The following is a 13435-nucleotide window of genomic DNA, read 5'->3' as shown; positions in this document are numbered from 1 at the left end:
GGGGCAATATGGAAGGTTGTTAAGACCCATTAATTCAAGGAATAGTTCTGTGCCAGATAAGGGCTTTTCTTCCCGTTTCGTTTGGCAGAGAGAAGTTCTTTCAGTTCCGCCAGTTCCATCTTGTTAAGGCAGAAATAGATGCTTTCGGATTGTACCTTTATACAGATCTTCCGGTTGGAAGCGAAATGCTGGTTACGCTGTTCGGACAAGTCGCCATCGATACTGTTCACGTAATTCCTGAAGCTGTGGAAGCCCGCTTCCGTGAAGCAAAAGAAGAAGTTACCGAATTCCAGGCTATACGTATTGCAACATTTGCAGAAGGTAAGCTGGCCGTTGAATGTCTTATTTATAATTGTCATAATGAATAGTTGGGATATACTGTTTATTCTATCTCCAAAGGTCTTCATTCTCCGGGAAATGCACAATCGCCATAAGAAGGTAAAATCACCTGTTCCCATTACCTATAAAAAGGTAAAAGCCTCTCCTCACGGAGAAGCTTTTATCTAAAAATTAGCTTTAGCTTGCAAATTAGCGATTATGATATTTGTTTAATTATTTCAATCTGTTGTAACCATATACCGCACGTTCGCCCAGTTCCTCTTCAATACGAAGCAGCTGGTTGTATTTAGCCATACGGTCGGAACGGCTCAATGAACCTGTCTTGATCTGTCCGCTGTTGGTGGCAACAGCGATGTCGGCGATGGTAGCATCTTCCGTTTCACCTGAACGGTGGGATGTTACGGTAGTGTAGCCGTGACGGTGCGCCATTTCGATAGCATTCAGTGTTTCTGTCAGCGAACCGATCTGGTTTACCTTGATCAGGATAGAGTTGGCACAGCCTTCCTGGATACCTTTGGAAAGGAAGTCGACGTTGGTTACGAACAAGTCGTCACCCACCAACTGGCAACGGTCGCCGATACGATCGGTCAGCTTCTTCCAGCCATCCCAGTCGTTTTCGTTCATACCGTCTTCGATAGAGTCGATCGGATAAGCGTCGATCAGTTTTTCCAGGTAATCCACCTGTTCGTCGGAAGTACGTTTAACGCCTTTGTCCCCTTCGAACTTAGTATAGTCGTAGATACCGTCTTTGTAGAACTCGGAAGCAGCACAGTCCATGCCGATCATGATGTCCTTGCCCGGTTCGTATCCGGCAGCCTTGATAGCGGCGAGGATCGAGTTGAGCGCATCTTCGGTACCTTCCAGTGCAGGGGCGAAACCACCTTCGTCACCGACAGCCGTACTCAGGCCGCGATCGTGCAATACCTTTTTCAGTGCGTGGAATACTTCGGCACCCATGCGCAAACCTTCCTTGAAAGAAGAAGCGCCCACCGGACGGATCATAAACTCCTGGAAAGCGATCGGTGCATCGCTATGTGAACCGCCATTGATGATATTCATCATCGGGACAGGCATCACATACGTGTTTGTTCCACCGATATATCTGTATAAAGGAATATCCAGATAGTTGGCAGCCGCTTTAGCAACAGCCAGCGAAACGCCGAGGATGGCATTGGCTCCGAGGTTTGATTTGGTCTTTGTACCGTCCAGCTTCAGCATAGCCTGGTCGATACCGACCTGGTCGAGTGCCGACATGCCGACAAGAGCCGGAGCGATTATTTTATTAACATTATCAACAGCTTTCTGTACCCCTTTACCGCAATAACGTTTCTTGTCACCGTCGCGCAATTCAAGCGCTTCATGTTCGCCGGTCGATGCGCCGGAAGGAACGGAAGCCCGTCCCATTACACCTGATTCCAATAAAATGTCTACTTCTACGGTAGGGTTACCTCTTGAGTCGAGGATTTCACGTCCTGTAATCTTTTCTATTTTCATTGTTTGTTCGTTTTTAAGACGAAGGCAAATGTAGAGAGATTTAACAGCATGTGAAATCACTATAAATGGGCATTTTAACCCGGCAAAATACCTATTTTCGGGTACAGGCGGGGGGAGAGGAGCTTACCGCTTCAGCTTCGCCAGGAACTTCTCCCGGTCGACGATATAACGGACGTGAGTACCTTCGCCGATCACCCCCTGGCTATCACTGGCTGTAACGGAGAAAGTAAGCTTTCTACCGTCCACTTCCTGCAGGGTGGCACAGGCGGTGATTGTTTCGCCCGGGGCGGATGGTTTGGTGTGCGTCACGTTGATGAGGGCACCGACGGTAGTCGATCCGGCAGGCAGCTCGTTGGCAACGGCATACATGGCGGCATTTTCCATCAGTGCAACCATCGACGGAGTTGCAAAAACTTCCAGATCGCCCGATCCCATTGTCTTTGCATAGTTTTCAGTCCGTACTGTTTCATGACTGATGAATTGTAATCCTTTTTCTAACATTTTGTGTTGGGTTATATTTATGATAGGGCAAAAGTAAAGGTTTTATAAATTGAAATCAATACCTTAGCATCCAAATAACTTAATAACTCAATACCATGCAAAGAAGAAACTTTTTCCGTTCGATAGCCCTCGGTGGAGTGAGCGCAGCTCTTTCCCCCATCGTCAAGGCCGCACCTCTGGCACATACCGCCAAGGAGAAGCCCGCAACCAACGTAAAGGATGCCCTCGCCATCCCCCGTAACCAGCACTCCATGCCCGGTCGTTACCCCGGCAAAGTAGCCCGTGCGACCCATCCCGGCTGCATCGTCGACGGCCAGCCATCCGAAGAAATCACTTACGGGATGCTGAAGAAATGTATGCAGCAGCTCACCGGACAGGATAACCTGCGGGAAGCCTGGCTGCAATTCGTCACCCCCGACGATGTGATCGGACTGAAAGTCAACCCCATTGCCGGTAAACTGCTGTCCACTTCACACGCCCTCACGCAATCCATCATCAACCAGCTTGAGGAAGCCGGCATTTCACGCGACCATATCATCATCTGGGATCGCCGCGAAGCCGACCTCAAAGAATCGGGCTTCACCCCCGAAAACTATCCCGGAATCCGGATCATCGGCACTGAGTATCAGGACGAGAACGGCAGCTACATCAACGCCGAAGGCCGCTTCTACGGCGAAGAACGCATCGACAAAGACCAATTCTTCTTCGTTGACCTCGAAGGCGAATATGACGCCTACACCATGCCCTTTATGATCAACGGCGGCAAACATTCCTACTTCACCCGGATATGCACCGAAATGGTCACCAAGATCATCAACGTCCCCATCCTGAAAAATGCCGGGACGACCATCACTTCCTGCATGAAGAACCTCGCTTTCGGTTCCATCACCAATACCGCCCGACTGCACGGCCCGATGTGGCACGACACCTGTGCTTCCGTTTGCGCCTTCCCACCCTTGCGCGACAAGGTGGTACTGAATATCACCGACGGCATGATCGGCTGTTTCGACGGTGGCCCCGCTGCCAACCCGCAGTTCATCTGCCATTATAATACGCTCCTTGTCGGTACCGACCCGGTGGCCGTCGACCGTATCGGCTATGACATGGTGATCGCCAAACGCATCGAAGAAGGCGTGCAGGAAGAAGAGAAAGCCGGCGCACGCACCTTCATGGATATGGCGCAGGAGTTCCAACTCGGCATCGCCGACAAAGACCGTATCGAACTAATCGAAATAGACCCGCAGGCATGAAACACATCACACAATGGCTCATCTTCCTGCTCCTTGTCCCGGCTCTGCTCGCGGCGCAGGAAGTGGAAGTAAAGCGCGAACGCACGTTTACCGGTTCCGGCCTCTACGGTTTTATGAATGGGGGCGCGGAGCAGTTCCTCGAATACGGTGTCAGCCGGTTGGTTGCCCGCGATGTCGTCTACGAAGGGCAGGAATATACCATCGAAATCTACGATATGCCCACGCCCGAAGACGCGTTCGGTATCTATTCCCTTCACGTGTTCCGCTGTCAGCGGGCGGATACCCTGGGATGCATCGATTGCCTGTCGCCCTACCAGTTGCAGGCTGTGGCCGGAAATAAATATGTGTCGGTGGTCTTCCCTTCTGGTTCAGCGGCCGCCCGGAGCCGGGTGGACGAGCTGATCCGCTACTATCTGCCGATGGATGGGAACGATAACCCGCAGATACCGGAGCCGTTGGCTTCCCTTTCCCCTTATTCCGGCAAGCTGAAATTCCTGCGTGGCCCGATAGGTATATCCGGTGTGAGCACTTCGTTGATGCATTATCTGGAAGGTATCTCCTATACGGGTGTGTGGTTCATCGCCGATAAACCTTCGAAAAGTTACCGTGCCCTGGTCTGTCTACGGGAAAAGGGCGATGCGGAAGCCTTAAAAAAGAAAATTCCTGCCACCGATATTATTCAAAGCGGCGACGATTTTGTCTATCTCACAGGGAAAGAAAAGGAAGCTGAAGAGGACGATCACGGTGGGTTCGGATTTTAACCTGTACGGCTTTCAAGCGAAAGTTCAATCTATCCCCTTCGGAATACCGGTTGAAAGCCTGAGCCTTTTATTTGAACCTCATCGATTTAAGCACCGGCAGGCTGATCGTGAAGCCTACCGCATCGTATCGTCCCCCGGACAGGCCGACGAAAACACCTACCCTTGCAATGTCGCTGAAGCCGGCGGAATATCCGAACTCGGCATAGTTCCTGCCGGGTATCCATACGTTACGGGCATGGAGCGCCTCATTAAAGAGCGTACTTTGCAGGAACGGCAGCCGTTTGAACAGAAGATAGTCGGATGTATAGTTGAGGTGTACCTGCAACCATTGCCTGTCAGTCGAACAGGCATAGTTGTCTATCAGGCTGAAGCTGTTATTCAGCGAACTTCCCGTCAGGAATAACTCGTTTGTCTCGAAATGCTTGAAGTCCGGGAAAAACACCCGCCGGGAAGATAGAAACTTACCGCCGTTGATATAGTAACCGATCTTGTCGAACTCGTTTATCTTTATCGTTTGATGAATGCTCCCTTCCAACCGGCTGAATGAGGCGGAGGTGGAAGAACCTGTCGGTATCCCGGCTTCATATTCCAGCGAGAAAGTCGGGTAATGGGAGTAGGCGTATATCTTCTTTCCACGATGTTTCCAGTAATGATACCGGGGAGTGTACGAAATCTGTATACCCGCTTTTAAGGCTGTGTTGTCAGGCATATATCCCGTCCTTCCATGCGGCAGGTTGGAAGACGGGGTATTTCCGGCGAAGTTGTACGACTGGCTGTTTTCCGGCGCATGGCGCTTTTCATAGCTGAGACCGGTCTTTAAAGGCAGCCCGTTGGCCAGTTCGATTGAATGGGAAAGATCGATGAACTTCCTTTGATAGAACTTTACCGGGTTCTTGCCGAAGAATAAGGACGACAGGGAGTTAATCAGTAACATCGTGCCTGTTTCGTTGTTATAGTCAGCAGTCGTTTCTCCCCCGGCGAGAGACAGTTTCCCGCTTTTCTCCGGTGCATAACTGTAACTGCCGTCGACCTGCCAGTTTATTGCTTTACGCGCTGTCGTGTAATAAACGGAAGGCGAGATAAGCAACGACCTCGTTTTGGTAAAGTCGGTGCGGAACGAGAATTGTTGCCCCAGCCAGAAACCGTTTACAAAGTCGTATTGCGGGCAGGCCCTGAGTAATCCACTGTAACCTACCTTGATCTTTTTGCTTAAGGCGATCTCTTCGCCGCTGATCAATTTCCCGATCCAGTAGCCGGATGTCCGGTTCTGGAGGGAGTCTTTGCTGCGCAGCGAGTCGATCGTATGCTTGATACTATCTCTGATCTGGTAGCTTACAACTTCATCTTTTTGCAAGGGCAGATTGCGGATAGTCTGCCAGTATGAGGTGTCGCGGGTAGTAGCCAATGTATCTACCGTTACCCGTACATTGGCATCGCCCGGAGTAATCTCCAGCGACTCCCGTTCTTTCTTTTTCTCTTCCGGTTCGGTTGCCTCTTTCACTAACCGGGCCATTTTGTAGGCTTCCCGGTTGCTTAGTTCTTCTTTGGAGATCAGGGCATCCAGTTGCTTCCTGGCCTTCTCCTGTTTGGGAGAGACCGCTTGCCGGGCAGGTTGGGTAGGGGACTGCTTTTCCTTCGGACGGATAACGCCCTGGGCTTCATTGAGTTCGACCGTTTTATACTGGATGGATGAGTAATACTTACCGGTCGCCTTTGCGCCCATCGCATCTATATCCATGTCGATATCATAGGAGGTAGGAAGGTAAGCGTACGGCTTGACTTCATTATAAGTAGCCGTGAAACGGACTGTTACGCCTAGCTCCGTGGCACTCAGGTCGGCACTTTGAACATTCCAGCTGTTCTCGATGATATAGAGCCAGCCGGTCACCAGCTTAGGGTTTTTCTTTTTTGGCTGTACCCGTATCTTATTGACCATATGGTCTCCATCCATCGATACACCTTCGAGTGAGAATTTGTAGTAGGTGAAAGCTCCCGGAGCAAGCGGGGAGATCCTTCCGAAAGCATCCGGGTCATAGATATTGGCCGTCATAACGGTCATAGCCTGGCTGGCATCGAGGTTGACCGGAACCGTGGAGGAGAAGGCCAGGACTTTCTGCTCATACTTATTGGGGGCTGTAAAAGTGATCTCGTTCTGCGACTCGATCAGGAACAGCTTGTTTGCCAGGTTCTTCAGCTTTTTACCATCCGCGCCCAATGTCATCAGGCGGGGTATTTTGTCGATCTTGACCGTTCCTTTCACGTACATTGTCGACTCATAGCTTTTTATCTGGTGGAGATAGAAAGGTGCCATTGCGATCGCTTTCCGCATGATGGCATAGGCCGGGTCTTCCCGGTTGGCGGAAATGATCACTTCCTGAAGGGTGTATACCTTCTTCTCCATTTCCACGACAAGATGGGTATCTTCAGGGATGCGCACCGGAACTGTTTTCCTTTCATATCCCAGGGAACTGAAATCGCAGGTATAGGAACCTTTCTGGAGGGTGGTACGGAATTCGCCGTTCTCATCAGCAGTGATACCCAATGCAATCTCACGGATATAGAGCGTTGCATTGGGTATCGGTTCTCCTGATTTGTCTGCGATCCGTCCCGTCAGGGTCTGGCCGGACAGAGGCAGCGTAAATAATATATATAGAAAGATCAACAGGCTCGTTTTCATCTGATTAATGCTTTATGAAAGCAAATATATCATTTAAAAGCCAGACTACCGTTATTTCTTTCTTTTTCTCAGTTTCTTTTTGATCCAGAAATAATATCCTGTGATGGCAAATACGGCGCCGAGGAAGGATACCAGACAACTTAATATCTTGGTCGTCATACCACCCCAGGTTCCGGCATGTACAGAATAGATCCAACCCCGTATCTTGCCGGACTTCGGAAGGTCTTTATATAACTGGACTTCCGTGATCTCTCCGGTTGCCGGGTTGAAAGTGTAGCGGTCGCTACCCCTCGTATTTCCGTACCTGGCGGTAGAAACGGTTGCCGAGCCATCCTGGATAGTGATCGAGTTATATTCTTTATACTGGCTTTGCAGGGTAGACAATACTTCTGCCCATTGCCTGTAATCCGTCCGCTTTTGCGAACGCTCCCTTCCTTCACCGGAACCTCTTTCGCGGTTACCATCCCGATTTCCTTCCCGGTTGCCCGACCCTCTTTCGCGGGAGGGAGCTTCCTGTGCGGAAGGAGCGGGAGTGGCAGCCGGTGCATGTGCCTGCGTTTGGGTCGTTTCGACACCGAATACAGTATAGAAAGCGTCACGATACCAGCCGAACGACCAGGTAAGCCCGGTTAGTGTCAGGACTAACAGAAGCAATGTCGCATAGAACCCACCCGATACATGCAGGTCGTAGAAGAAACGATACCAGCCGGCTTTCGTTTTTATCTTCAGGCGGTTTTTCAGTACTTTCCTGTTGCGGGGGTACCAGATCACCAGCCCGCTTATCAGGATGATGGCGAGAGCCAGTGTAGCATATCCAACAACGGCCTTACCCAGCGAGAAGCTACCGTCGCGTTTGTAAGAGTCGAGCAACCAGCGGTGCAGGCGCATCATCTGCATGAAGAAGCCCTGTCCGTCGGCTATCCCGGTTACTTCGGCGGTATAAGGGTTGATGAAAGCGGCTGCTTTCTTGCCTGGCAATACCAGTTGCCAGGTACGTTTCGGGTCGGAGGAGACACGGATACCGTTGATCTTGACCGAGTCGGGCAGTTGCTGGCGTGCCGCTTTGATCAGGGCGGCAGGGGGCAGCGGTTCCCCTTTTACTTCCTTGACAAAGTAGTGGGAAGGATGGCAAAGTTCCTGTATCTCCGATTCAAATACCAGTATGGCTCCCGTCAGGCAGACGATCGCAATGATGATACCGAAAGGTATGGATAACCATAAATGCAGTTGAGCAAATAATTTTCTCATTTTCCGAATAATTGTTTGATCCCGTTGTATATTCCCGGAATAGCGACTGTTCCGTGGTTCTCTTCGGGGAATGATTTACTAAAGAAGCGCAGGTTCTCCGCCTGCGGCAGTACCTCCGTGAGGAGATGGTTTACTTTGTTGAGGTGGATATCCACCCGGTCGGTACGCTTTTTAGAGGCGACACCGATATACAGGCTTTTCCCTGCGAAGTCTTTCCCTTCGATCAATGCACCTGCTTCTTCCGCCAGTTTGCCCTGATCCCACCACAGGCTAGGGTCGACGGCCAGATACGTGTCGAACCGTTCCGTATGGCGTAGGAAGGTGTTGAGCGTGAACAGTCCGGCATAGGAATGTCCGATCAGCATATTCTTCCCGTTGGTACGGTAGGTGCTGTCGATAACGGCGCGAAGCTCTCCGGTCAGGAAGCGGCTGAACGTTTCGCTTCCACCTCCTTGCGGGATGGCACCGGGAGCGATCTTTCCGTCACGTCCGGCGGCTGAGGCGGTAGGCGTCAGGTCGCGTGTACGGTCTACATTCAGCACACCGATGATGATACTTTGCGGGAGGAACTTCCCTCTCACCGTGGAGAATGTCTTGCTGATACCCACTAACGAATGAAAGAACGAGTCACCGTCGAGCAGATAAATCACCGGATAGGTTTGCGTTGTATCCTGTCCGTAGTTCTCGGGCAGGTGTATCCAGTAGTTTCTGTTCTCCTGCAAGGCGGTAGAGTAAAGGGACTGTTTCTTACCTATATAAATATCCTCCTGGCTCCGCAGGATTAGCGGGAGCAGGAGGAATATAAGAAGGATCTTGATCCAATTCATTTTTCAGTCGTTTGCGGCTTAGTTTGCAGCAGTCAGCTTACCAACGCCACTTACCTGAGTCGCTTCGATTGTAAGACCTTTTGTTGCAGCAGCAGTTGTCGGGTCGATCTTGTAGATTGCCGGGTTGCCGCCACCTTCCGTGTAGCTTACGGTTACATAAGCCTTGCCGTTTTCAACAAACGGTTCGTTACCGAAACCGGAGATCTGATCGGCAGAAGGAAGACCTGTTACATACGTCAGCGACTTGTCGCCGGCTTTGAAGATAGCCAGTTGGTTCGCTACATAACCTGTTTCGGTGAGTGGTCTGTCGTACATCAGCAACATGAAATAGTCGCCGGTGATATGCCAGCTGCGAACGAAAGACTTTCCGCCGGTCTTTTCTTCCAGGTTGCAGTAGTAATCGTCGAAGTCGGTGCTTCCCGAAGGGATACGTACCACACCGGCAGGTAAAGTAGTCTGCTGGCGCGGATCGCTCATTGTCTTGGCGAAGCTCGGAGAGAATACATATACATCCCCGTTGTCGGCCGCCCAGATCATCTGGTAGTACTGCGACTTGTTACGTCCGGCTGCATAGCTGATCTTATCTGTCTTGATGATCTTTTTGCTGGTCATATCGGCATTGTCGAAGATGGCAACATGGCATTCGTTCGGGTACTGTGTCCATTGTAACTCATCTTTCTTGTATGCGCTACTGTTTGAACCGCCCGACTCTTTCTTCACCAGGTCTTCGTTACCTGCCTTAATCCATTTGCCGTTCTGGTCTTTCGTACCGAACTGGCTGAGACCCATCGGAACGGCAGCCGTGTAAATCTTATTGTTATGTTCCAGCAAACCGGCCAGGGTTACGTATTCGCCGTTACCCAAGAAGTTTTCAGACAGATACGCTTTATCGTTCGTGTCATTCGTGGTAAATGTTTCAGCTGCTACATCGAGATAAGAGATCAGGAACACTTTCGGTGTGTAACCGTTCTCGTCGTTCCAGTCCGTAGGGCCGTCACCGGTAGAGGATGTCATGATATATTTGTCGTAGATGCCATAAGTGGTAAATCTTTTTACCGCAAACTCTTTAGAGCGTTTCTTAACTTCACCGCTTGCATCCATGATGTACGAACGAGTACCGCCCGCTTCTCCCTGGTTGTAAGTCAACGCATATAGATATTGGTTCTTATAGAATACCCAGTAGCTGGCACCATCGTTCACAACACCGTTGTTGATGGTCGAAATGGTACCTTCGTCCAGTGTCTCTGCATTTACCAGTACGTTGGTCGTGTTTCCGGAAGCAGTAACCGAAGCCGCGATTACATATTCGGCATTCTTGTCATCGTCTCCACCGTCGTCGCCACCACCATTCGTAGGATCGTCATCACAGGCGGTAAATGTCAGTGCGGCTATCGCTGTAGCGAAAAGACCGGTTAAAAAGAAGTTCTTCTTCATCTTGCTTTTGTTTTAATATTGAATTTATTACTATTTATTATATTGGGATTAATTTCCTAAGTAGACACGAACCTTTCCGTAGAAAGCCCGTCCTGCTCGTTGCAGGCTGAAGTTGTCATACAGCTTCTCATCCGTGAAGTTACGGCACTCGAAAGAGATGTTGTAACGTCCGTTCTTCAGGGTGTAAGACAGAGACAGGTTGTGTGAGAACTGGCTCGGTACGAGGTATTCCCCTTTATTCGATCCGATGATGGATGAATAATAGGTGAACTCATGCAGATACTGATTGTCGTACGATACGGTCAGTGTATTGCCTTTCTCAAACAAGTTGCGCCAGTAGAACGTCACGTCCGAGTCGGCAAAGCGGTAGGGCAGGTTCGGCATACGCTGTTTGTAGGCGATGTTGTTCGCTCCGCTACCGATAGCCGTCTTTTGGTTGTCGCGTACGTTCATCTGCGTAAAGTTACCGCCGATACTTAGCCAGTTGCCGAAACCGTAACGGGCGGAGATGTTATACCCTTTCGTCAGTACTTTACCGTAGTTGATATAAGTCGCAGCTTCTTTACCGCCACTCAGGTCGGTAATATTACGTTGGATATAGTCGCGTGTATTGCGATAGATCACGCCGCCTTCCGTATAGATGGTATGTTTGCCGAATGTCCGGTTGTAACTGATATTCAGGTTGATGTTGTCGCTATTCTCCGGTTTGATGCTGAGGTCGCCCATTTCGAGGTCTTCGTTACCGAACATTTCCTCGATCGTAGGCAGGCGGTATGCTTTCTCGTAAGACAGCTTGGCCTGTAAGCCGGGCAGAACGAAATACGTACCTGCTGCCCCGTATCCCATCGAGTTGACGCTGCGGGTGGTACGCACATACTCGTCCTGTGTGGAACTGGTCGCCATCGGGCCTGCTACAAACTGGTTGTAGTATTTACCGAACACGGAGAGGTTCCAGTGTTCCGACGGCATCAGGCGGTAGGAGAGGCCGGAGATATTCTTCCGTGTCTCCTTGTTGATGGCATCCGTCATTTCCTCGTTGGTCAGCAGCGAGGTGTTGGAGCGGCTGAAGGTGTTCAACACATGGTTGAAGGTGAACATATGCGCTTTGCCGATCCGGTAATTGGCCGTCAGTGTACCGTTCCAGTTATTGTTGTCCGAACGGGTATGCTGGTAGGATTGTTCGCCGCGCGAATTCATCAGGTGCTTTTCGCCGCGCCAGTTATATTCGTAGGCGGAAGTGTCCACGTTCGTTGTCTGGTTCTTGTTGTAGTTGACGGTCAGCGCCACGTCTACTCCGCTATCGAACAGGTTGCGTTTGTTGTATTCGAGCGACGGCATCAGCGAATGGCCTTTGCGGTGCTTCTGGCCGTATACGGTTTTCTGGCGTACCCCTGTCTGTATCTCCTGATACATATTCGAGTAAGTGAAGCCGAACATCAGGCGGTCTGCCCATTTCTTATCCACCAGACCCAGTTTACCGACTACCGCCTCGTTGTGATAAGTATCGTTGAAACGTTTCACACGTTCTTTGTTCTCTGTATCCAGGCTACCGGTTTCGAAATCCTTCACCGGGGCATCTACATAATAGTCGTTGTCCGAATAGTTCTGGAAAGCATTGATCTCGTAGGCAAAACCATTGTTGAAGGTCTGTCCGAAATTCACATACGATTTATGTGTATTGAAAGATCCGTATGAATAGGAAGCATCCAGGAACCAGTTGCGGCGTTTCTTGTTGGTCACGATATTAACGACCCCGCCGATCGCATCCGTCCCGAAGCCAACGGGGACTACCCCTTTATACACTTCGATACGGTCGGCAAAGTTGACGGGGATATTGTTCAGTGCGAAAGAACTTCCCACCCCTTCCTGCGGTACCCCGTCGATAAACACCTTCACATGCTTTCCGCTGAAACCGTCTAGCATCAGCTGCATGTCTGATCCTACGCCGCCCGACTCACGGAGCTTCATCCCCGGAGCTTTCCCCAGTGCATCGCTCAGGTTCTTGGTGGAGTTTTGCAGTTCCTTCGTATCTACCGCGATGGCGTTGAATGCCGAGCGTTTCAGGCGGCTGACTCCGTTGGAGACAACTACCACTTCGTCGAGCTCTTCCGCTTGTGGAGTGATGGTGATATTTTGTTTTACACGTTGCCCGTCGATCAGTTTGACCTGTTTTTCTACTGTCTTGTAACCGATGGCGGATACGACCAGTGTATAATTTCCTGCAGGAGCTTTCAGATGATAGATACCTTCTTCGTTAGTCGTTCCCCCATAATTTGTACCTTTCAGATAGACCGTTGCAAAATCGACGATCTCTTTTTCCGTAGATACTATTTTCCCTGAGATCATCGTACCGCTTTGTGCTTTTGCCGCGACCGAAAGAAATACAAGGAGTAATACAAACATAAGTGTGTTAAATATCGCTTTCAATGTCTTAATCTTTTTACCATTTATTAATTGTTGCAAAGGTCGGTTGAAAAGAAAAGCGCATCAATCACCGATTGTAGGTAAAAAACAGAGAGGGAAGGAAGGGGAAAATAGCAATATATAGGTATTGCCGTTTAAATAGTATTTCGATGGTCTTTTCGGGAGCACAAATGGCGCAATTTACTGGCAAAATATTCCCGTTTAACAATTGTTCGTGAAAATCTGAAAAAACGGGTATTGATACACAGACTATTATGAAACGCGCGCGAGTACATATCTATATAAATAGGGGGTAGTGAATGTGATATATAGTCTATTGAATAATAAAGGATAGATGCCCAAAAAAGACTGACTAGATAAATCGTTCCTTTTTTCTAGTCATGCAAAGGTATTGCTTAATTTTGAATCTGCAATCCTTTTCCAAATTATTTTACCTAATCTATGTGCTTTCTTATCAACCGGATAGCAAAGTTAGTATAA

General features: G+C 49.7%; 10 protein-coding genes. 2 read left to right on the top strand and 8 right to left on the bottom strand.

Annotated features, from left to right (window positions below; translation table 11 throughout):
• Positions 1-29: 29 nt before the first annotated feature.
• The 3 genes from HMPREF1536_RS06230 to HMPREF1536_RS06220 all read right to left on the bottom strand — a co-directional run bounded on the left by HMPREF1536_RS06230 (position 30) and on the right by HMPREF1536_RS06220 (position 2334).
• The gene (locus HMPREF1536_RS06230) at positions 30-359 is read right to left on the bottom strand and encodes a DUF6686 family protein (protein WP_044191867.1); all 330 of its coding nucleotides are present in this window, start codon (positions 357-359) and stop codon (positions 30-32) included.
• A 193-nt stretch (positions 360-552) separates the two neighbouring features.
• The gene (eno, locus tag HMPREF1536_RS06225) at positions 553-1833 is read right to left on the bottom strand and encodes a phosphopyruvate hydratase (protein WP_028727251.1); all 1281 of its coding nucleotides are present in this window, start codon (positions 1831-1833) and stop codon (positions 553-555) included.
• A 123-nt stretch (positions 1834-1956) separates the two neighbouring features.
• On the bottom strand, positions 1957-2334 hold the full coding sequence (locus HMPREF1536_RS06220) for a thioesterase family protein (protein WP_028727250.1): 378 nt from the start codon (positions 2332-2334) through the stop codon (positions 1957-1959).
• Positions 2335-2429: 95 nt separating this feature from the next.
• Between HMPREF1536_RS06220 and HMPREF1536_RS06215 the strand changes: the two genes are divergently transcribed.
• Both HMPREF1536_RS06215 and HMPREF1536_RS06210 read left to right on the top strand, forming a co-directional pair.
• Entirely contained in the window at positions 2430-3584 is a 1155-nt protein-coding gene (locus HMPREF1536_RS06215) for a DUF362 domain-containing protein (protein WP_028727249.1), read from the top strand.
• Positions 3581-4345: a DUF6599 family protein gene (locus HMPREF1536_RS06210; protein WP_028727248.1), complete on the top strand. Its 765-nt coding sequence runs from the start codon at positions 3581-3583 to the stop codon at positions 4343-4345. Before HMPREF1536_RS06215 ends, HMPREF1536_RS06210 begins: the two co-directional genes overlap by 4 nt.
• A gap of 67 nt (positions 4346-4412) precedes the next feature.
• Here the strand turns inward: HMPREF1536_RS06210 and HMPREF1536_RS06205 are convergent, their stop codons facing one another.
• Genes HMPREF1536_RS06205 through HMPREF1536_RS06185 form a run of 5 tightly spaced genes read right to left on the bottom strand, consistent with a single transcriptional unit; the run spans position 4413 to position 12877 of the window.
• The gene (locus HMPREF1536_RS06205) at positions 4413-7022 is read right to left on the bottom strand and encodes a DUF5686 and carboxypeptidase regulatory-like domain-containing protein (protein WP_028727247.1); all 2610 of its coding nucleotides are present in this window, start codon (positions 7020-7022) and stop codon (positions 4413-4415) included.
• 51 nt (positions 7023-7073) lie between these two features.
• Positions 7074-8270: a PepSY-associated TM helix domain-containing protein gene (locus HMPREF1536_RS06200; protein ID WP_028727246.1), complete on the bottom strand. Its 1197-nt coding sequence runs from the start codon at positions 8268-8270 to the stop codon at positions 7074-7076.
• A complete protein-coding gene (locus tag HMPREF1536_RS06195) occupies positions 8267-9097 on the bottom strand; it encodes an alpha/beta hydrolase (protein ID WP_028727245.1) in 831 nt (276 codons plus the stop codon). The genes HMPREF1536_RS06200 and HMPREF1536_RS06195 overlap by 4 nt, the downstream gene beginning before the upstream one ends.
• Before the next feature lie 18 nt (positions 9098-9115).
• A complete protein-coding gene (locus HMPREF1536_RS06190; RefSeq protein ID WP_028727244.1) occupies positions 9116-10531 on the bottom strand; it encodes a DUF4374 domain-containing protein in 1416 nt (471 codons plus the stop codon).
• A 48-nt stretch (positions 10532-10579) separates the two neighbouring features.
• Positions 10580-12877 (bottom strand): TonB-dependent receptor, encoded by a 2298-nt coding sequence (locus tag HMPREF1536_RS06185; protein WP_081693287.1) that lies wholly within the window; start codon positions 12875-12877, stop codon positions 10580-10582.
• Between the last annotated feature and the right edge of the window lie 558 nt (positions 12878-13435).

Source organism: Parabacteroides gordonii MS-1 = DSM 23371, from assembly GCF_000969825.1.
In the GTDB taxonomy this organism is placed as follows: Bacteria; Bacteroidota; Bacteroidia; order Bacteroidales; family Tannerellaceae; genus Parabacteroides; species Parabacteroides gordonii.
The sequence above is the reverse complement of the archived record's forward strand: the minus strand, read 5'-3'. Positions and strand labels throughout refer to the sequence as shown.